This window comes from Rhodoferax sp. XS2R6 (assembly GCF_056521365.1).
On the sequence record NZ_JBWMAY010000003.1, the window covers coordinates 91,131 to 110,744 of the forward strand.

A 19,614-nucleotide genomic window follows, 5' to 3' on the forward strand; every position below is an offset into this window, starting at 1 on the left:
TCCTACTTTTGCTGCTTTTCCAGCTTGTATTGATCGGCCTTGATGGACTTGCGAAACAAGCTCCATTCGGCACTATTCTTGGACTCCATCTTGGAGGCCTGTTCTTTGGTATCCGTTTCCATTTCCTGCAATGCAGGCGCTGGGGCTCCAGGGCTTCCTAGCGTGGCTGCATTCTTGCTCAGGTAATTTCGATTCTCTTCCAATACCTTCTTGGCTTCCTCTACCTTGCCTTCGTCACGCAAGCGCAGGGCGTCTTTGCTCTTTTCGTTGGCGACTTGTTGCACCGCAGAGATCATGGTCTTCTTGTCAGTCGCGTTCGCCACGGCTTGTTCAGAATCGGTAAAGCTGACGTTCACCGAGCGATTCATGCGTTCGGTGGATTTGCTCTGCATGTTCAGGTATGACACGTCCACATCGGCCAGGTCCATGGTTTGTCCGGCCTTGCGGGCTGGCACAGCCACCTCCAGCACCACGTATTTTTCTTGCTGGCTGTAGAGCTGGCTCATGCGCAAGCGCACCACGCCATCGGCAATTTCACCCTCACGGCCCAAAATGCGAATGGGGCGGATGCCGGGTTTGAGACGAATGGTCACCTCCACCTCTTGCGCGACAACCGAGCCCACATCACCAAACTCGCGCTGAAAAATGCTTGCAAGATCGCGTGAGTTGTCCACAAACATGTGGTTGCCATCGCTGTAAGAGGCAAGCTGGGTCATCAAGTCTTCGTTGTAGTCGCGGCCCAAGCCAATGGTGGTCACGCTCATGCCTTGGCGCGCCAGCGTGGCACCCAGTTGCCCCAACTCGGCAGGGGAGCTGGGGCCAATGTTGGCCTGACCGTCGGAGAGCAAGATGACACGGTTGACCCGGTTCTTGTCCAGAAACTTGCGCACCTCTGCGGCGCCTTTGCTCACACCGGCAAACAAGCCTGTACCACCATTAACATAAATGCCGCGAATAGCCCGCGCAATGCGCTCCTTGTCCGACACCTTGGTGGCGGGGGTGACCACTTCCACCGTGTTGTCAAAGGCCACCACGGAGACGATGTCGTTGGACTGCAAGGTGTTGACCGCCATGATGGCGGCCTCTTTGGCGCGCTCAATGCGCTCCCCGCCCATAGAACCCGACTTGTCTATGACGATGGCAACGTTGGCCAGTGGACGATCGCCCTGCACCTGCAACTCAAAGCCCGTCAAGGCCACTTTAAGAAAGGTAGTTTGCGCACGCCCAGCCTGCACCACAGGCGTGCCCAAGCGTGCGTCAAAGTCAATGGACTTGGCCTGCACGCCCGATGCCGCCGCAAGGCCCAAAGGCACCAGCAGCATGCCGCACAGTCGACTCAGTATTTCTTTCATTTCAAGACCTCTTAGGTTTGGATGGTAAGTGCGAAATTTGCCAATCCAGTTTCTTGAAAATGCGCTTGTGACTGGTGAGATTAGTTTGAGGAATTTGTAAAAAGTTTGTATTGCGAGCCCATTGCAAGAGATCCGCTGTCGCATAAACGCGTCACCAGTGCATTACGCATTTGCCACACACCGCATCCCCCGCTAAAGTCGCGCCCTGCAGTTTTCGCCGTGGCATCTAGCCAACGCGCAAACACTGCACTCCCCACCCTTTCATCCACCTACCAGGAGAACAACATGCAAAAGAACACGACCTCCCTGTGGGCTGGGTCAGCGGTGGCGGGGCTTATCAACTAAACCTCTCCCGCCTTTTCTAGCGCGCTGCGTGCGCGCGTCTGTCCCGGTCCAGTTTCAACGACTTTTGATTCTGGATTTTTAATGGGCAATTTTGTCAAACACGTGTCGGACCGCGCCTGCGTGGTCGCGTCTGACGCTACGTGGATGGAAGACGCTGCCATTGCGCAGCTCGTCACCACATCGCAACTGGAGGGCATGCAGCGCGTCGCAGGCATGCCCGACTTGCACCCCGGGCGCGGCTATCCGGTAGGGGCCGCATTTTTCTCAACACAACAGCTCTACCCCGCCTTGGTGGGCAATGACATTGGCTGCGGCATGGCGCTGTGGAAAACCGACTTGCGCGCAAGTGCAGTCAAGCTCGACAAGCTAGAAAAGCGCGTGGGCAATATCGACGGCCCCATAGAGGATGCAGCAGCGGTGGCGCAAGCCATGGCGAGCTGTGAGGTGCAACCCCGTAGCCACGAGGCATCTCTGGGCACCATTGGTAGCGGCAACCACTTTGCGGAGTTTCAGCAAGTAGACACGGTGCACGACCCGGAAGCGCTTGCCGCGCTGGGCATCGACAAGCAGCACCTGCTGCTGTTGGTGCACAGCGGCTCGCGTGGCTTGGGCGAACGCATCTTGCGTCAGCACGTGGATGCCTTTGGCCACCGCGGCCTGCAGGCAGGCACGGCAGAGGCTGCTGACTATCTGGCACAGCACGATGCGGCCCTACGCTTTGCCCGCTGCAACCGCCAACTGGTGGCGCAGCGGCTGCTGGCCAATGTGCGCGCCGATGGCCGCTGTGTGCTGGACGTGCACCACAACTTTGTGGCCAGCGCCAGCATTCACGGCCAAGCCGGATGGCTGCACCGCAAAGGCGCCACGCCGTCGGACCAAGGTGCAGTACTGATACCCGGCTCACGCGGGGACTACAGCTACCTGGTGCGCCCCACGCGCCAGTGCCACGACACGCTGCTGTCGCTGGCGCATGGTGCGGGGCGCAAGTGGATTCGTTCGGCCTGCAAAGACCGCTTGTTCAAGCTGATGACGCCCACGCAGATGGGCCGCACCGCACTGGGCAGCCGCGTCATCTGCAACGACAAGCAACTGATCTACGAGGAAGCACCGCAGGCCTACAAAAGTATCGACAGTGTGGTGCACGCGCTGGTGGGCGCCGGGTTGGTGGAACTGTTGGCGCGGGCCAAGCCGGTGCTGACCTACAAAACCCGTGGGGAGTGCTGCGAATGATCTTGCTACAACTGACAGCCAACACCGGCCCGGAAGAATGCTGCCTGGCTGTGCGCAAGGCTTTGCAACTTGTGCTGCGCGAATGCACGGACACCGGCGTCAGCGTTCAACTCTTGGAGGACGTGCCCGGCGACAAGCCGGGCAACTTGCGATCCGTGCTGTTGGCGCTGGAAGGCGACGCGGCCCATGCCGTGGCGCTGCGCTGGCGCGGAAGCTTGCAGTGGAGCTGCCCCAGCCCCTACCGGCCAGGGCACAAGCGCAAAAACTGGTTCATCGGTGCGGAAGTGTTTGAGCCCGATGCGCCAAACACCAGTGAAGCGCTGCAGGACAAAGACCTGCGCTTTGAAACCCTGCGTGCCAGCGGCCCCGGTGGCCAGCACGTGAACAAGACCGACTCTGCCGTGCGCGCCACGCACGTGCCCACCGGCCTGAGCGTGAAGGTGCAAACCGAGCGCAGCCAGCATGCCAACAAACGCTTGGCTCGCGCACTGCTGGCACACAAGCTGGCCAGTGCGGCGGCCAATGACGCCAACGCCGCGCGTGCAGAACGCTGGCTACAGCACTACGGGGTGGAGCGGGGTAACGCGGGGCGAGTATTCAAAGGAGAAAAATTTGTAGAAGAATAGGCCTGCAACCCGCCTTAAATAATCGCCATCAGCTACTGAATTAATAGCAAATCAGTGCCAAGCAAAAGCCCCGGAGTCGCAAGAATAACGGGGCTTTCTCCTTCAGACGAGCCTCTCGCAGGCACGCTTCCATGAAATGACCAGACACCCGCTCAGGGTGATACGCGCGCAACAACCTTCCACTGGCCAGCTTCGCGCCTGAGCACCACCGCCTCACCCGAGGCAGGCACCACACCGGTTATCGCGGTGATGTTGACTTGGTGCGTGACCACCACCAACAGCCCCGTGCCCTGCCATGCATTCAACAGGGCCCTGGCCGCGCGGGTTTGGTCAGGCGCGCTGTCCGGTTCGCCAAAAAATGAATTGAATGCCGCTTTGTCAACGCGCAGTCCCGGAAAGGCTACGTCCGCCGTTTCACGCGTGCGGCACCACTGAGAAGACCAGACTGCGTCCACCGGCACGCGTTGCTGGCGGAAAAATTCTCCGATGCGCGCCGCTTGCGCGCGGCCCTCGTCACTCAGATTCCGCTGGGTCTGACAGTCATTCAGCGCAAACGCAGCAGGGTCACCCACACCGGGAGCTTGTGCGTGGCGAATCAGCACCACACTGCCCGGCTGCAACTGGTTGCCAAAGGGTTGCGCGCCCGCCATCGCAGCGGCCAGCGCCACTAGAACGAAGACCGCAAGGCGACGCTGGGTTACAAAAGATATCGGCATGGGCCCATTCTTTCAGTTCTGAAAAACCCGCACTTGCCATCGCCTTTGCTCTCCCAACATGGCTCGCGGGGGCCCCTCTGGTTCTTTTTGGCTACCGAGATGCATACGCCATGTGCTGCACCGAACAGACCTCCCGCCCCAACCCAGCCATAGTCGGCCCGTGCCCCTGGCCTGCGCCGCATACGTCTTTGCGCAAGCCGCGGGTACTCCCTGCAATCACCACTTGTATCCGCGGCTCCATGGCCCGGTACGTAGGAAGGCCGCTATGTTGCGCAACACAGAAGATCTCATTGGCTTTGCTCTCCGCGCCACCGATGGCGAGATTGGGCACATCAAGGACATGTACTTTGATGACGACGCGTGGGCCATCCGCTATCTGGTGGTAGACACAGGCACCTGGCTTGCCAGCCGCAAAGTGCTGGTGTCTCCCCTGTCCGCGCAAGTGCCCGATTGGCACGGCAAGACCATGCCGGTCAACATCACCCAGGAACAGGTCCGCAACAGCCCCAATATCGACACCGACAAGCCGGTGTCGCGCCAGAACGAAATGCAGTATTTGAGCTACTACGGCTACCCCAACTACTGGGGTGGCCAAGGCTTGTGGGGCGATGGCATGTACCCCTACGCAGTGATGCCCAGCGCCGCAGCCAACCGACCTGACTGGGCGGAGCGCCAGCGCGAGGATGAAGCCGAACTGGCCGCCGAGCGCGCACGCCATCGCAACGATGATCCGCATCTGCGCAGCTGCGAAGCGGTCACGGGCTACCACGTCAAGGCCACGGACGGTGAAATCGGCCATGTAGATGGTTATCTGGTGGATGAAATGACCTGGGCCATCCGCTACTTGGTGGTGAACACCAGCAACTGGTGGATGGGCCACCAGGTTTTGGTCGCACCGCCTTGGATTAACGGGATGCACTGGTCGAACGAGACTGTGTCACTGGACCTGAGCCGGGACGCCGTCAAAGCCTCACCGCCCTACGACCCGAAAGTACTGATGGATCGCCACTGGGAAGACGCGTTGCACCAGCACTACGGCCGCACGGGCTACTGGGCACACGCCGAAAAGACCCTGCTTTAACGCCCCTGCCTGGCCGCCTTGGTACGCCATGCAGTCTGCCGTATGGGTAGTTCGGGATGATGTAATCGCAGCATCCTGAACAACCCACGACAACAATGCCTTTGCCTCTCACCGCGGCCCATTTCCCCAAACCCGTCTGGCTGTTGCTGGCCGTGTACTTCATCGCCAGCCTCACGCACTTTGCGCACAACGCGGAGTACATCGCCTACTACCCCAACATGCCCGCCTTCATCACCCGCGAAACGGTGTACTGGGCCTGGCTGGCGGTCAGCAGCCTGGGCGTGGCGGGGCTCATTGTGAGTCGCTTGGGGTGGCATGCAGTGGGTGCGCTGCTGCTTATGGCCTATGGCGCCTGTGGGCTAGACGGGCTGCTGCACTACACGTTGGCGCTGTGCAGCGAACACACCCTGGTCACCAACCTGACGATCTGGTCTGAAGTGTTGGCGGGGGTTGCGTTGGCGGGTGCGAGTCTGGTGACGGCGCTGCGCCCGCTCAGGGTGCGCGCTGGTCGGCAAAGCGCAGCTTGATAGCGGCCCGGGTTTCTCGCGCATCCATTAGAGCAGCCACACATTCACCGTCGAGCTGGCCCGCGGCTACTTCGCGCGCTAACTCCTGGGCTACAGCCTCTTCGTCCCACGACTCTTTGTAGGCGCGCCGGTTGGTCAGAGCGTCGTACACATCGGCAACCGCAACGATACGGCCTTCGATGGGAATATCAGCCATGGTGAGTCCGCGCGGGTAGCCGGAGCCATCGCCACGCTCGTGGTGGGTGGCCACAATGTTGCGCATGATGCGGCTGGGCAGGCTTTCGTGGATCCCCATGTCGTGGCCAATGCGCTCGATGATGCCTTCGCCAATCGTGACGTGACGCTTCATGACTTCGTATTCCTGCGCATCCAGTCGCCCGGGCTTGAGCAGGATATGGTCGGGGATGCCGACCTTGCCGATGTCGTGCAAGGGGGCAAAGAGTTGCACATATTCGATGTACTCGTCCGTCAACCCATGTTTGTTGGCCAACGCCCGCGCCATGATGCGCGAGTAGTAGGCAATACGCTCCAAGTGCTGGCCAGTTTCAAAGTCACGGATGCGAGCCAGATCCACTGCTACCTGGATGGTGCCAACCAGACCGTGCGCCAAACGCTTTTGCAGCAGATAAAGCTGCGCGATCAGGTCAGAAAAAATATCCAGGAACTCTGCGGCGCCTTCGTCAAAAGCCTGGACTTGCTTGGAGTCATAAAACAGGAAGGCCGCCAGCGCCCCGTCCTGAAACACGGGCGTGGTGTAACTGGACCGGTAGTCCTGTGCTTTGAGCCAGGTGGTGTGCGGGCTGTTGGAACGAAAGGCTTCTGCAATGTCGCCCACCAATCGCCGCTGGCGCGTGCGGGCCAATTCGGCCAATGAAGGCACATCTGCCAAAGGCACCTCGTACTGCTTGAGCAGGGTGTCGTCTTTGTTGCTGCTGACAAAGGTTTTGAGTAGGTCAGTGACCGGGTCATACAAAACCACGGCAACGCGGTCGATGAAAGGGTAACGCGCACTGATCAGGCCGTGAACAGCACGCAACTGCTCGGTAAGGCTGTGCGCCACGGGGCCCATGCCGTGGTACTGAGGGATGATGGAGCGGGAGTCGGGAAGCGCTGACATGGGTGAATTGAACCACGACCAAGCGACTGCGACAATCCAGTTCTCATTTTTCCAAACCAAACACCATGCACACCATTACCCGCATTGCCGCCCTCACCCTTGCTCTGGCCAGCGTCAGCAGCTGGGCCCAAAACGCCACCACCGCAGCCTCCGCCAAAGAAGACGGCGCCGTGGTCAGCAGCACCGGTCTGGTCTACCGCGCGCTCAAAGAAGGCACCGGCGCCAGCCCCAAGGCCAGCGACACGGTGAAGGTGCACTACCGCGGCACGCTGCCGGACGGCAAAGAGTTCGACAGCTCGTACAAGCGTGGCGAACCGATCGAGTTTCCGCTGGGTCGCGTGATCCCCTGCTGGACCGAAGGCGTGCAGCGCATGAAGGTGGGCGGCAAGGCAAAACTCACCTGCCCGCCGCAAATTGCCTACGGCGAGCGCGGTGCGGGTGGCGTGATTCCGCCCAATGCGACCCTGCTGTTTGAGGTGGAACTGCTGGGCATCAACGGCAAATAAGCCGCTGCCGCTACACCCAGCGGCAGCGCACGGTGCCGGGAATGGCGCACAGGCGGTCCAGCGCGGGCAGGTCTGTCGCGCCCTCCACATCCACCACCACATAACCCAGGTCGCCATGGGTGCTTAGGTACTGCGCGGCAATATTGGCCCCGGCGGCAGATAGCAGTGCATTGAGCTGCGCCAGCACACCCGGCGTGTTGTGGTGGATATGCAAGAGCCGGCGCCGCCCGGCCTGCGCCGGCAAAGCCACCTTGGGGAAGTTCACAGCCGCGATAGTGGAGCCGTTGAGGGCGTAGCGGACCAACTTGGTCGCCACCTCTTTGCCAATATTGGCCTGTGCCTCCCGGGTGGAACCCGCGATGTGCGGGGTCAGCACCACGTTGTCGAACCGGGTTAATGGGGAATCAAATTCGGTGTCATTCCCCCGCGGCTCCAAAGGGAACACATCCACCGCCGCACCGCCCAGATGCAGCCTGTCCAACGCCAGGGCCAGCGCATCAATGTCCACCACGGTGCCGCGGGAGGCATTGATGAGGTGGCTGCCGGGTTTCATCTGGGCAATTTGTTCGGCCCCAAACATGCCCCGCGTTTCGGGGGTTTGCGGTACATGCAGGCTCACCACATCGGCCTGCGCCAGCAGCGCAGGCAGGTTGGCCACCTCCTTGGCATTGCCAAACGGCAGCTTGGCCTCGGTGTCCACAAACAGCACCACCATGCCAAGTTGCTCGGCCAGCACCCCCACCTGAGAGCCAATGTGGCCATAGCCCACCAGCCCCAAGGTTTTTCCCCGCACCTCGTAAGACGATGCAGCACTCTTGATCCAAAGGCCCCGGTGCAGGTCCGCATTGCGCAGGGGAATACCGCGCAGCAGGTAAATGATGTGGGCCAGCACCAGCTCTGCCACGCTGCGGGTGTTGGAAAACGGTGCGTTGAACACCGGCACGCCCAGGCGCGTGGCCGCAGGCAGGTCCACCTGGTTGGTACCAATACAAAAGCAGCCAATCCCTATGAGGGATGGCGCACTCTGTAGCACCGCCTCGGTTAGCTGCGTACCGGAACGCAGGCCCAACAAGTGAGCACCCTGTAAGGCCTCGACCAACGCCGCCCCCACGGGAGCATGCGCCAGGCAGGTGACGTGAGTAAAGCCCGCATCGCGCAAGGTACTAACGGCCGACGGGTCTATACCCTCCAGCAACACCACATTCAGTGCAATGGCGGAGGGACTTGAAGGTGTTGAAGTGATCAGAGAGGACATCGCTGTATTGGCGCTGCAGACCAGCGCTGCGTCGGTTCGACAACGCACCGACCGCCTGCACAGGTGCGGCCAAGAATGAACACAAACCAACGAAAGCCCCCTTATGGACACACACCTTCCCAGCAGCCCCCACCGCGTATCTGCGCTGTACGCCACCCACGATGAAGCCGCGCGGATGAGGGCGCGCCTGCAGGAGCTTGGCATTGCACCGCGTGACATGGAACTGCTAAGCGATGCGCGGCAGACCATTCAGCCGGTGGAAAGTGATGAAATTCTCAAGGACATGCTGGTCGATGGCGCCATCGGCACTGCGGTGGGCACCGGCGTGGGAGCCGTGGGAACGGCCATGCTGTGGGCCAGCAGCATCACACTGTTTGTGGCCAGCCCCTTGATCGCGCCACTGGCCATGCTGGGCTGGTTCGCCAGTGTGGGCGGCATTGTGGGTGCGGTGGCTGGTGCCGCCAAAAAAGAAGGCCGCTTCTCAGAGTTCGTCATGGACGCCATCAAGTCTGGCAGCGTGGTGCTGGTGGTGCACACCCGCAACGAGGCCGAGAAAACCCTGGTGATGCGGGAGATCAACCTGTCTCTGGTGGGGCAATCGGCCAGCGCCCACGCCAGCCCCGAAATCGCCTAGCTCAAGAGGCGCCAGCGCGGCTCACACGCCACACCACATTGCCCACATCGTCGGCCACCAACAAGCCGCCTTTGTGGTCCAGAACCACCCCCACGGGTCGTCCATAGGCCTTTCCGTCTTCACTCAAAAATCCGGTCAGCACATCAATGGGCGCGCCCACCGGTTTCCCCTGCACAAACGACACAAATACCACCTTGTAGCCACTGTGGGGGCGGCGGTTCCACGAGCCATGCTGGCCAATGAACATGCCCTGCGCCAGGGCGGGCAACAAGCCCTCACCCGTGGCGGCGGCCAGGCCCAAGGAGGCGGTGTGCGGACCCAGCGCATAGTCCGGCAATCGGGCCTGGGCCAACAAGTCGGGGCGTGGCGGCGTCACCCGCGTGTCCACCCGCCCGTAGTAACCGTAAGGCCAGCCGTAAAAAGCGTGGTCATCCACCTGCGTGAGGTAGTCCGGCACCAGGTCACTGCCGATTTCATCGCGCTCATTCACCGTGGTCCATAAGGCGCCGGTCTGTGGCTCCCAAGCCAGGCCATTGGGGTTGCGCAAGCCACTGGCGAAGATGCGTTGCGTTTGGGTGCGCAAGTCGACCTGCCAGATGGCAGCCCGCCCCACCTCCACATCCATACCGCGCTCACCCACATTGCTGTTGGAGCCCACGGTGACATACAGCTGCTGCCCATCGGCACTGGCAATCAGGTTTTTGGTCCAGTGGTGGTTGATGGGCCCCGCAGGCAGGTCCACCACCTTGGTACCGGGCACCGCAATATGGGTGTCCCCAGGGGTGTAGGGAAAGCGCAGTACCGCGTCGGTATTGGCCACATACAGGTTGGCGCCCACCAGGGCTATGCCGAAGGGCGAGTGCAGCTGCTCCAAAAACACGGTGCGCTGGTCGGCCACGCCGTCGCCATCGGTATCGCGCAGCAAGGCAATGCGGTCTGCACTCGGCACGCCTGCACCCGACTTGTCCATCATCAAACCCATGAGCCAGCGCCTAAGGCTCGGCGTTGCATCGGGCTTGGCTGGGGCATTGGTTTCGGCCACCAGTACATCGCCGTTGGGCAGCAGATACAACCACCGTGGATGGTCGAGCTTGCTGGCAAATGCTTGCACCTGCAGGCCTGCGGCGGGGACAGGCGCATGCCCCAGACTCCAGCCCTGTGCCGGTGCAATGTTGACCGTGGGCACCACGCTCGCCACGGGCTCTGGCAACACCGGGCTGGGCCCGGTGCCCGCCGCGACCGGCAGTGTGGCTACATCACCGCAAGCGCACAGCAGCCCGGCTGCGCCCACGGCAAGAAAGTTCAAAGGACTGGACAGGTGGCGCACTGGCGGCCTCAGATCGCGTGCAGGCCCAGCAGCTGCTGGGCTGGGGCGGGCTGGGGCGGCACACGCTGCAGCAAATCGGCCAACTCGTCCGCATGCTCTTCTTCCACCGCGAGGATGGCTTCGAGCATGCGGCGCGTGGTGGGGTCCTGGTCACTCAGGTACTGGATGAAGTGCCGGTAACTGTCGATAGCAATGCGCTCGGCCACCAGGTCTTCCTTGATCATGTCCACCAGCGTGGTCGCCTCCATGTACTGCGCATGGCTGCGCTCGATCAAGGTGTCGGGCGCAAAGTCAGGCTCCCCGCCGAGTTGCACGATGCGCTCGGCAATCTGGTCCACATGGCCCAACTCTTCGTTGGAGTGGGTGAAAAACTCCGAGGCCACCGCCTGCGAATGGATGCCACGCGCCATGTAGTGGTGGCGCCGGTAGCGCAGCACGCACACCAGCTCGGTGGCCAGTGCGCCATTCAGCATCTCCAGCACCGCGTGGCGGTCGGCCGCGTAACCCTCGGTCACGGCGCCCTGCTCGATATGGCGGCGGGCACGGGCGCGCAATGCGTCCACATCAATAGGCTCGGATGGGTTCATGGCAATACCTCTCAGTCGTGGTCCTAGAACGCTAGGAATAGACAAAGCATGGGGCCGGCCGGAGTCCGGCACCGTGCGCTGGCGCACATGCCACATACGCAGCGCGCCATCAGAGCCATCCCCCGACGGCCAGACCACCGATCGGGCCAAACCTAAACCATTGGGCTCGCTGGGGCTTCGGTCGGCACGTCTGCCAGCCCGCACAGGGTGAAGGTAGCGCCAGCCCCCTCTTCAGAGACCAGACGAATATCACACCCCAGGTAAGTGGCTTGCGCCTTGGCAATGGCCAGGCCAAGCCCATGGCTCTCGCTGGCAGCGCGGTCGTCAAAGCTGCGGTAGGCCTCAAAAAGTTGTGGCTGCAAGTGGCTGGCGATGCCGGTGCCACTGTCACGCACCTCAAGGCAGAGCTGGCGGCCTTCTGGGTAGTCCAGTCGCACACGCGTGCCCACATACACCGCTCCGGCTGGGGTGTGCTTGATCGCATTGCCAACCAGGTTTTGCAAAATGGATTCCAGCAGGCGCCGGTCTGCCCACACCGCGGCATGGCGTCGCTCGCTGGTGTTGGCGAAGTGCAGGCGAATGCCTTTGTTGCGGGCCTGATCTCCAAACAAGGCGTTCAAGCCCGCAAACACAGGCTGCAGCGCTACCTGCTCCATGTGCAATTGCAAGGCCCCGGACTCCAGGCGTGACAACTCCAGCAGCCGGGACACCTGCCCGTGTAATTCGGCCAGGGCCTTCTCCATTTTTGGCACCACACTGGCCAACGCTGTGGCCTGGGCCGTCGGCTCGGTGTGCTGCAACACACCGAGGTACAGGCCCATGGCGCGAATGGGTTGCTTCAGGTCGTGGCTGACACCCGCAAGAAACAGCGATTTGGTTTTGGACGCGCCCTCTGCGGCGGCTTTGCGCTCACCCAGCACCTCGATCAGCTGCTGGTTCTCGTACCGCAGCCGCATGGACTCGCGATGCAACCGGTGGGTCACATGGGCATAACCGGAAATAGAGGCAAGGAAAACCACGATGAGCCCCGCCAGCACACTGTGCTCAACTGTGCCCACCCACACCAAAAGGATGGCAAAGGGCACAACGGTAGGCAACACTCCGGCGTAATAGGCGGGTAGAAAGATGGAAACCGGCGTCACCGTGCCACCGGCCAACCCCGCCAACACAAAACCGATCATCAGCAAGGACAGCGGCCGCCCAGCGTCGAAGTACATCCAGGTGAACGCACCCCACGTCGCGCCAGTCAAAAGGGAGGAGAGCGTGAAGCCCCAGAGAACCTCGCGATACCCCTCCCCCTGCGCCAAGCGCGGCTTCATCTTCCACACAAAAACTTCGCGCAACACGGACAACACGCCGCCCACACAAAACCAGATCGCGATGTAGGGGGTCGGGACGTGCCCATACATCAGCCAGGCACAGGCCAGCGCAATCACTGTCACGCCGATATAGGGGAACGGAATTTCGTAGGCAAAATACAGTGCGAACGCTTTTTCTTCGTAGGCCTGCCGGGCCAGAGACTTTGTTTTCTTCCATCCCATTGCAGACCACTCCCTGATTGCATCGTTATGCCAAGCGTACGCATTTTTATTGCCGAAGACCACGCCATGCTGGCCGATGCGCTGCAAATGCTCATCGACACCCAGGCCGACATGGACTGTATCGGCCTGGCCAACGATGGTGCCAGCGCGTTGGCACAGGTGCTAGCCTTGGCCCCGGACGTGCTGCTGTTGGACCTGGGCCTGCCCCAGCTCGATGGCCTGGCTGTCATGCAGGCCCTGCGCACAGCCAACTGCCCCACCCGCACACTGGTGGTCACCGCCCGCATGGACGCTGCGTCGGTGCGCGCAGCCCTCGCACTGGGTGCTGCGGGTTATGTGCCCAAGAACGAAAGCAGCCACGAACTGTTGCAAGCCATCCGACGGATTGCCCAAGGCAGGCGTTATGTCAGCAATGACATTGCGGCCCTTTTCATCCAGGACCCCGCGGCGCCCGGACCGGAAGCCAAACTCACCCAGAGCGAAACCGTGATCCTGAAGCTGGTGGGCGAAGGCCTCACCAGCAAAGAAATGGGCGCCAAACTAGGCATCAGCGAAGCCACCGCCCGCAAACACCGCGAGAACATCCGCAGCAAACTGGGCCTGCGCAACAGCGCCGAGATGGCGGCCTACGCCATTCGGGCCGAAAGCGCCAACACCGCGCCGGGCACCCTGTAGCGCAACCACACCTACGCCAAAGTGCGTACACACCGGCCGTGGCCTACGCAGACGGACCCATTGCACAAGGGGTGGCCAAGTAGGTAGCATGGCGCGAGGCACAGCGCCACACGCACCACCAAACCGAGGGGAATCTCCATGCCACACCGTCGCAGCATTCTTCAGGCGCTGGGCGCCGTCAGCTTGTCGTCTTACATGGTGCAGGTGATGTCCATGGGCACACGCCCGCTAACCCCAGGCATCCGCAGCCTCAAAGGCACGGTGCGCGTCAACGGCAGCGCGGCCAAAGAAGGGCAGCTGGTGCTGACGGGTGACACCATTGCCACCGGCAAGGCCAGTGAAGTCATTTATGTGATGGGCAACAACGCCTACCTGATGCGCGAAGACAGCCAGGTGCAGTTCACCAGCGAAGGCATCACGGCGGTGCTGCGGGTGGTTACCGGCAAGGTGCTGGCCGTGTTTGGCCCTGGCAACAAACGCATAGACATGCCCACCGCCACCGCCGGCATACGCGGCACGGCCTGCTATATCGAGGCCACAGACACACAAACCTACTTTTGCCTGTGTTACGGCACCGCAGACCTGAGCCCCAGAGCCGACCCGAGCCAGGCACGCACCGTGGTGACCCGCTACCACGACTCACCGTTCTTTATTGGCACAGAGACATCCGCGCCTTTGTTGAAGGCGGCCCCGGTGATCAACCACCGCGACTACGAGCTCACCATGCTCGAAGCCCTGGTGGGCCGCCAGCCGCCCTTCGCGGGCAAAGAAAGCGTGAGCTACTAGGAATGACGGCCTAGTCTGAATGGACTACAGCCTGAGATTGGGCGGCGTTTTCTACGCTGAACTGCGTAGGAAACGGCCGCAGCCTACGCAGTCAGGCCCATTGTTGCTTTGTCCTGCGCCTTTTAGCCTCTCGCCTGAAGTCCTCGCACTTCGCAACAGGGCACACCGCCCTTACTTCAGGGAGTTTTCATGTCATTCAGAAAATTACTTTCCCGCGCAGCCATCGCGGCAAGCTGCGCCCTATCGATGGCGCACGCAGCAAACACGTTTCACATGCCCGCTGGTGGCACCAGTTGGGTCGAACTCAGCAGCAACTCCTGCACGGGCGACTGCACTGGCAGCCCCCTGTCGATAGGGCCCGGTAGCTTCGGCTTGCCGGGTTACGGAAGGATCAGCGCTGAAGGCAGCGTCACAGCGTACAGCACCGTGCTGTCGCAGCAGGTGAATGGCAATACCGGAGGAAGCACGTTTCTGTGGGGTGCTACCGGAGGCACCTTTACCTTGCACGGCAGCGGGGCGTCGCCAGTCACCGTGACAGCCCAGATGGACGTCACCGGGTCATTGACGCGGGCCGACAATCGCCAGCTGGCCCTGGTCAACATTCGCATGGGGGATTGGAGCTATGCCGGCTCCTTAGACTTTGCCTCTTACAGCGACCTGAACTTCCGGGTAGGAAGGCAGCACGGCGCATCCTCAGGCGGCTTCAGCATACGGCAGGGTTCCACAGGGACCTTCGACTTCCACCAAGAGCTCGACTATTCCATGGCCCTGTTGCCCGGCAGCTCCTTCAATCTGGGGTTTCGCACAGAAACGAACTTGATGGATACCACCGCCAACGGAACCTCCATTGCGGCAACATCACGCTACGGCTTTGCGCTCCCGCAAGGTTATTACATCACTGGGGACAACGGCTTCGATAGCCGAACACTCGCCGCTGTACCCGAGCCCGAGACCTACGCCATGCTGCTCGCCGGGCTGGGCCTGATGGGTGCCATCGCACGGCGCAGGCGCAACGCGCTGCCCGCGTTCGCAAACCATGCCACGGGGAGCTGAACCATGAAGGCATTTACCTTGGCACCTGTCTGCAGGCTGGTCGGATCTTTCCTTCTTGCGGGCTGCACAGCCCACGCGGTGTCCGCCGCGCCATTGGCCACCAGCTACACCCAGAGCTTCAACCAGTCCGCCAGCTTTGCGGACGGGCTGGACCTGGCACTGCTGACGGACACAGCCATCATTTCACAGCGAATGGTGAATGACCGCCTGGGAACCTGGACAGGCACCACGCTGACGCTGGAACTGGCATACGGGCACACAGTGTCCATCTTTGATCCTGGGGTAGCGGTAGCACCCGGCGCAAACCGCAATCTGCTGCAAGTGGATTCGCAACTCGCGCTCACGGGCAGCCTGGTCGGCGCAACGGCGGTGCAGCAGTCGCTCCTCAACCGCTGGTTTTGCGCGGCACCCAACCTGCAGTGCAGTCCCAATGGAGTGAGCAGCAGCAAAGCCGTGGTCTTGCCGGAGCTGCCCGCCATCACGCAGCCCGGCGATGTGCTGAACGGACTGCGGCTGCAGCTGAACACCACATCCCAAGTGCTCACACCAGGCGCCGCACTGCTGAGCGGAAGCAGTGGCCTAAGTGGCCGTATCTCGCTGGCGGGGCAGTACGAAAGCAAATCGATCCTGGCCTACACCGCAGACGCGCTGGCGGCCACGGCAGGCACCTCCGCCACCTCGCGGGGGGAGCGGCTGAGCGCCGCGACGGCAGACATCGCTGCACTGCGCACCGCTGATTACGGCATACCGCGGTTCAACAGCCCCTTGTCGGCACAGGCCGTGGTGAACAACGCCGCGCTGAGCGACAGCCAAACCCTGCTGGCGGCCAGTGCGGACACCGCTGCGCTGCTAGCAGCCGCCGCCACACCGGGGCAGGCCACGTTTGAGAGCCGCTTCTCCATCCCGGCACAGGCCTGGAACCTCTCTGCACTGGCCGCGCCGGCCTTGGGCAGGCAGGCCACCGCCAGCGCCAACAGTGCGGCCACGCCGGCAATGGAGCTGGCCGCACTGCATGCCGTGCTCAACAGCGCCGACGATGCAGGTCTGCTACAGAGCATGGGGGCCAGCCTGGGCCGCCCGCTGGTTAGCAGCAGCACCCCCATCACCAGCTTTGCGGGCGGGATGATTGGGCTGGCCGGGGCCGACATCAGCGTGTATCTGTCGCCAGACTTTGGCAGCGGCAGCTTCGAGCTGGACCTCCAGGCGGCAGACCACCATGCCCTGCTGCGCCAGGGCTTTTATTACGACCGGCTCACGCTGCTGTCCGGTGGACCCGCCAGCGGGCTGCGGCTGGTGTCAGAGGCTGCGGGAATTGATGACTACGCGCAGGCGGGCACGGCGTTTTACCTGGGCGAAAACTACAGCGGCATGCTGCAGATTCACACCGGCGGCGCAGCGGCGCGCATTGCGCTGAACAACTTCTACGCCCCCGGCCTGCTGCTGGTTGCCAGCTGGGGAGTTGCCGCCGTACCCGAACCCGAAACCTACGCCATGCTGCTGGCCGGGCTGGGGCTGATGGGCGCCGTGGCGCGCAAGCGCCAGATGGGTAAATCGGCCTAGGCGCTCCACTGCAGCAGTGGCTGCAGCACGCTGGCGCCCAGCTTTTTGGAGCGTTCGCCGCTCCAGCCGACCAGCGGGTCCGGCAGGTCGGCGTTGTCCTTAAATGGCATCTCCACGGTGAAAGCCATGCAGCCAAACTGCTGGGCAATCCAGTTGGTAGCAAGCGTCATGTTGGCTTGGCCGGGTGCCGTCTTGCCGTAGTTCACCCGGTCCTGAAAATCCGGGCAGCTCGCGGCCCAAGTGGCCTTGAAGGCGTCTTCCAGCGCGGCCACGCGCGGGCTGTAGCCGGGCGTGCCCTCAGACCCAACCACAAAGTTGTAGGGCAGGCCCTCGTCGCCGTGCACATCCAGGTTCAGGTCCACGCCGATGTCCAGCATGGCCTGGCGCACCAGCAGCACCTCGGGCGAGCGTTCGGCCGTGGGGGCGGCCCACTCGCGGTTCAGGTTGGCACCAGCGGCGTTGGTGCGCAGGTTGCCCAGCACCGCACCGTCGGGGTTCATGTGCGGCACCACGTAAAAGACACAACGGTCGCGCAGCACGCGGGCCACCGCATCGTCGGCGTCCAGCAGGCGCTCCAAAAAACCTTCCACAAACCACTCGGCCATGGTCTCGCCGGGGTGCTGGCGGGCAATCATCCAGACCTTCTTTTTCTGCTCGGGCGGCGTGTTGCCCGCTTCGTCGGTAATGCGCAGGAGCGTCATGTCGCGGCCCTGCACGGTGCTGCCCAGGCGCTGCTGCGTGACCCAGGGCGAGGTGGCAGCCGAGGCCAGCAGGTCCAGGTGCTGCTCGTACGAGTAGGGCTCGAAGTAGGCAAAGTACACCGCCTGCGCCATGGGCGTCAGGCGCGCCGTCATTTCTTTGCCGTCGTAGTGGGTGTCAATCCGCGTCCACTCCTGGCGGTCGTAGCTGGCCACCACTTGGTAGCCGTCCCAGCCCTTGGGGTAGGCGCTTTCAGAGGCGTTCAAGAAACGCAAGGTCACGGGCTGAAAGGCCGCGCCATGCAAGCAAAAGTGAAACCATTGGGCAAAGTCCGCCGCGCTGTCATTGCGGATACGCAGCTGAATATCGTCGGCACGCTCCAGGCGCACCACGTCAATAGCGCCGGAGTCAAACTGGGTGGAGATGTGCAGTTTATGCATGAAATTGGCCTCTAGCCCGCGTGCTTATTGCGCGAGCAGCTCCTGTATTAATAGCAATTAAAGGGGATCCACCACTTTGACCAGCTGCCCCACCTTGGGCTCGCCACCGCCGTAGTAACCGTTGATCAGGCGCAGCTGCTGCTCGGGCCGCGCAATGGGTGACGCTTTGGCCAGCTCGGCAAACCCGCCCTTGGGGTAGGCCACCGTCTTGATGCCCCAGGGCCGTGCCGCGGCGCGGTCTTGTGCCGTGAGGGCACGAAAGCTGCCCTCCACCTCGCGCACCTGGGCGCGGGCGCGTTGCAGCGCATTGGCATCTTTGGCGCTGGTTTGCAGCAGGTAGATGGTGTCGCCAGGGCCGGTAATCACCGTGGCCTCCAGCGCCTGGCTCTGGCCATTGCTGGCGGTGCGCGCACCGGCAAACCGCGTGGCCTGCAGGCCGTTGAGCGTGGTGGTTTCTGTGCGGCCCTGTGTGGGCTTGAGCAGGGTGCGGATCACATCCGTGTGTGTCTTGCCCGCCTGCGCAGGCGCCACGCGCACCACCACAGCCGCGTCACGCGCGGTGTTCAGCAGGGCCAGCTGGTCGGCATCGTTCTGGATGTACCAACCGGTGGGCGCGGTGAGCGCAATGCCCAGAGGCTCGTGGTAGAAATTGCGCCCGCGCGTCAGGCCCTGGGCCGGGCTGTCGCCAAAGGTCATGCCGCTAATGAGCTTGAGGTAACGCTCACGCCCCTCGCTGTTGTAGTTGCCCTGGTCTTTGTACTGCGCCGACAGCGCGGTGATGGCCTGCAGGCGCTGGTCGTTGCTGGGGTGCGAGGCCAGCCAGTCGCCGCCACTGGGCACCGGGCGGCCTTCGGCTTTGGCCTGGTCGGCGGCAAACCGCTCCTGGTTTTTCAGCACGTTGATCACGTCCACCATGTTGCGCGGGTCGTAGCGTGTGCGCGCCAGGTACTCCGCGCCCAGGCCGTCTGCCTGCAGCTCCTGCTCGCGCCCGTACGACGCGACATAACCCGCCGCCACGCTTTGCGAGGCCTGGCTGGCCAGCTGCCCGGCCCCGCCAAAACCCTGGCTCTCCAACACTGCACCCAGCACGCTGGCCGCCAGCACGCCCAGCCCGGCGTTTTGCTGGCGCGTGGCGCGCTGCGCCCCATGGCGCGCCGTCACGTGACCAATCTCATGGCCGATGACGCCAGCCAAATCGGCCTCGCTGTCCATATAAGCCATGATGCCGCGCGTCACGTACACATAGCCACCGGGCAGCGCAAAGGCGTTGATCTCGGGGCTGTCGAGCACGGTGAAGTGCCATTGCAGCTGGTTGCGATGGCTTTGCGCCGCCAGTGCCTGACCCAGGTTGGTCACATAACGCTGCACCGCGGCGTTGTTGTAGACGCCATATTCCTTCAACACCTCCGCATGCGCTTTGGCCCCCTCAGCCACCTCGTCCTCTTCGCTCATCACCGAACGCTCGGCCTGCCCGGTGACCGGGTTGACCATGGTGGTGCCGCAGGCGGAGAGCAACAGGGCGGTGAGCAGGAGGCTGGGGAGTTTGAGATTCATGGG

Annotated in this window: 18 protein-coding genes and 1 pseudogene; 10 read left to right on the plus strand and 9 right to left on the minus strand. The window is 62.4% G+C overall.

Going from position 1 to position 19,614, the window contains the following annotated elements; all coding sequences use genetic code 11:
- Nucleotides 1-2: 2 nt before the first annotated feature.
- Nucleotides 3-1,352 carry a vWA domain-containing protein gene (locus tag AC097A_RS11970; RefSeq protein ID WP_479621021.1) on the minus strand — a complete coding sequence of 450 codons (1,350 nt, stop codon included), beginning with the start codon at nucleotides 1,350-1,352 and terminating at the stop codon, nucleotides 3-5.
- Between the two features lie 426 nt (nucleotides 1,353-1,778).
- On the opposite strand from AC097A_RS11970, the gene AC097A_RS11975 reads away from it, so the two are divergent.
- Nucleotides 1,779-2,927, plus strand: coding sequence for an RNA ligase RtcB family protein (locus AC097A_RS11975; protein ID WP_479621022.1), 1,149 nt, complete (start codon nucleotides 1,779-1,781; stop codon nucleotides 2,925-2,927).
- Nucleotides 2,924-3,553 carry a peptide chain release factor H gene (gene prfH / locus AC097A_RS11980; RefSeq protein ID WP_479621023.1) on the plus strand — a complete coding sequence of 210 codons (630 nt, stop codon included), beginning with the start codon at nucleotides 2,924-2,926 and terminating at the stop codon, nucleotides 3,551-3,553. Before AC097A_RS11975 ends, prfH begins: the two co-directional genes overlap by 4 nt.
- 152 nt (nucleotides 3,554-3,705) lie before the next feature.
- On the opposite strand, the gene AC097A_RS11985 is transcribed toward prfH, so the two are convergent.
- Nucleotides 3,706-4,269 carry a histidine phosphatase family protein gene (locus AC097A_RS11985; RefSeq protein ID WP_479621024.1) on the minus strand — a complete coding sequence of 188 codons (564 nt, stop codon included), beginning with the start codon at nucleotides 4,267-4,269 and terminating at the stop codon, nucleotides 3,706-3,708.
- A 265-nt stretch (nucleotides 4,270-4,534) separates the two neighbouring features.
- On the opposite strand from AC097A_RS11985, the gene AC097A_RS11990 reads away from it, so the two are divergent.
- Together AC097A_RS11990 and AC097A_RS11995 are read left to right on the plus strand one after the other, a co-directional pair.
- Nucleotides 4,535-5,350, plus strand: coding sequence for a PRC-barrel domain-containing protein (locus AC097A_RS11990; RefSeq protein ID WP_479621025.1), 816 nt, complete (start codon nucleotides 4,535-4,537; stop codon nucleotides 5,348-5,350).
- Between the two features lie 95 nt (nucleotides 5,351-5,445).
- The gene (locus AC097A_RS11995; RefSeq protein ID WP_479621026.1) at nucleotides 5,446-5,877 is read left to right on the plus strand and encodes a hypothetical protein; all 432 of its coding nucleotides are present in this window, start codon (nucleotides 5,446-5,448) and stop codon (nucleotides 5,875-5,877) included.
- On the opposite strand, the gene AC097A_RS12000 is transcribed toward AC097A_RS11995, so the two are convergent.
- Nucleotides 5,843-6,994 (minus strand): HD domain-containing phosphohydrolase, encoded by a 1,152-nt coding sequence (locus AC097A_RS12000; protein WP_479621027.1) that lies wholly within the window; start codon nucleotides 6,992-6,994, stop codon nucleotides 5,843-5,845. The genes AC097A_RS11995 and AC097A_RS12000 overlap by 35 nt on opposite strands.
- Nucleotides 6,995-7,059: 65 nt before the next feature.
- Between AC097A_RS12000 and AC097A_RS12005 the strand changes: the two genes are divergently transcribed.
- The gene (locus AC097A_RS12005) at nucleotides 7,060-7,500 is read left to right on the plus strand and encodes an FKBP-type peptidyl-prolyl cis-trans isomerase (RefSeq protein ID WP_479621028.1); all 441 of its coding nucleotides are present in this window, start codon (nucleotides 7,060-7,062) and stop codon (nucleotides 7,498-7,500) included.
- Nucleotides 7,501-7,510: 10 nt separating this feature from the next.
- Here the strand turns inward: AC097A_RS12005 and serA are convergent, their stop codons facing one another.
- A complete protein-coding gene (serA, locus tag AC097A_RS12010) occupies nucleotides 7,511-8,755 on the minus strand; it encodes a phosphoglycerate dehydrogenase (RefSeq protein WP_479621029.1) in 1,245 nt (414 codons plus the stop codon).
- Nucleotides 8,756-8,858: 103 nt separating this feature from the next.
- On the opposite strand from serA, the gene AC097A_RS12015 reads away from it, so the two are divergent.
- On the plus strand, nucleotides 8,859-9,389 hold the full coding sequence (locus AC097A_RS12015; RefSeq protein WP_479621030.1) for a hypothetical protein: 531 nt from the start codon (nucleotides 8,859-8,861) through the stop codon (nucleotides 9,387-9,389).
- A 1-nt stretch (nucleotide 9,390) separates the two neighbouring features.
- On the opposite strand, the gene AC097A_RS12020 is transcribed toward AC097A_RS12015, so the two are convergent.
- The 3 genes from AC097A_RS12020 to AC097A_RS12030 form a co-directional block, all read right to left on the minus strand.
- Nucleotides 9,391-10,695 carry a PQQ-dependent sugar dehydrogenase gene (locus AC097A_RS12020; protein WP_479621031.1) on the minus strand — a complete coding sequence of 435 codons (1,305 nt, stop codon included), beginning with the start codon at nucleotides 10,693-10,695 and terminating at the stop codon, nucleotides 9,391-9,393.
- A gap of 29 nt (nucleotides 10,696-10,724) precedes the next feature.
- Nucleotides 10,725-11,303, minus strand: a complete 579-nt coding sequence (locus AC097A_RS12025) for a ferritin-like domain-containing protein (protein ID WP_479621032.1) — start codon at nucleotides 11,301-11,303, stop codon at nucleotides 10,725-10,727.
- 152 nt (nucleotides 11,304-11,455) lie between these two features.
- Nucleotides 11,456-12,844, minus strand: a complete 1,389-nt coding sequence (locus AC097A_RS12030) for a sensor histidine kinase (RefSeq protein ID WP_479621033.1) — start codon at nucleotides 12,842-12,844, stop codon at nucleotides 11,456-11,458.
- A 27-nt stretch (nucleotides 12,845-12,871) separates the two neighbouring features.
- Here AC097A_RS12030 and AC097A_RS12035 point away from each other — a divergent pair, with 27 nt between their 5' ends.
- The 4 genes and pseudogenes from AC097A_RS12035 to AC097A_RS12050 form a co-directional block, all read left to right on the plus strand.
- On the plus strand, nucleotides 12,872-13,519 hold the full coding sequence (locus tag AC097A_RS12035; protein WP_315474009.1) for a response regulator transcription factor: 648 nt from the start codon (nucleotides 12,872-12,874) through the stop codon (nucleotides 13,517-13,519).
- A gap of 138 nt (nucleotides 13,520-13,657) precedes the next feature.
- Nucleotides 13,658-14,305, plus strand: a complete 648-nt coding sequence (locus tag AC097A_RS12040; protein WP_479621034.1) for a FecR domain-containing protein — start codon at nucleotides 13,658-13,660, stop codon at nucleotides 14,303-14,305.
- A 189-nt stretch (nucleotides 14,306-14,494) separates the two neighbouring features.
- Nucleotides 14,495-15,358, plus strand: a complete 864-nt coding sequence (locus AC097A_RS12045; protein ID WP_315479683.1) for a PEP-CTERM sorting domain-containing protein — start codon at nucleotides 14,495-14,497, stop codon at nucleotides 15,356-15,358.
- A gap of 1,458 nt (nucleotides 15,359-16,816) precedes the next feature.
- Nucleotides 16,817-16,918 (plus strand): annotated as a pseudogene (locus tag AC097A_RS12050) (PEP-CTERM sorting domain-containing protein); the annotation flags it as partial.
- Here the strand turns inward: AC097A_RS12050 and AC097A_RS12055 are convergent.
- Complete coding sequence (locus AC097A_RS12055; RefSeq protein ID WP_479621035.1) at nucleotides 16,915-18,057, minus strand: M14 family metallopeptidase; 1,143 nt, start codon at nucleotides 18,055-18,057, stop codon at nucleotides 16,915-16,917. The pseudogene AC097A_RS12050 and the gene AC097A_RS12055 overlap by 4 nt on opposite strands.
- Nucleotides 18,058-18,114: 57 nt before the next feature.
- Complete coding sequence (locus tag AC097A_RS12060; RefSeq protein ID WP_479621036.1) at nucleotides 18,115-19,611, minus strand: M48 family metalloprotease; 1,497 nt, start codon at nucleotides 19,609-19,611, stop codon at nucleotides 18,115-18,117.
- Nucleotides 19,612-19,614 lie beyond the last annotated feature (3 nt).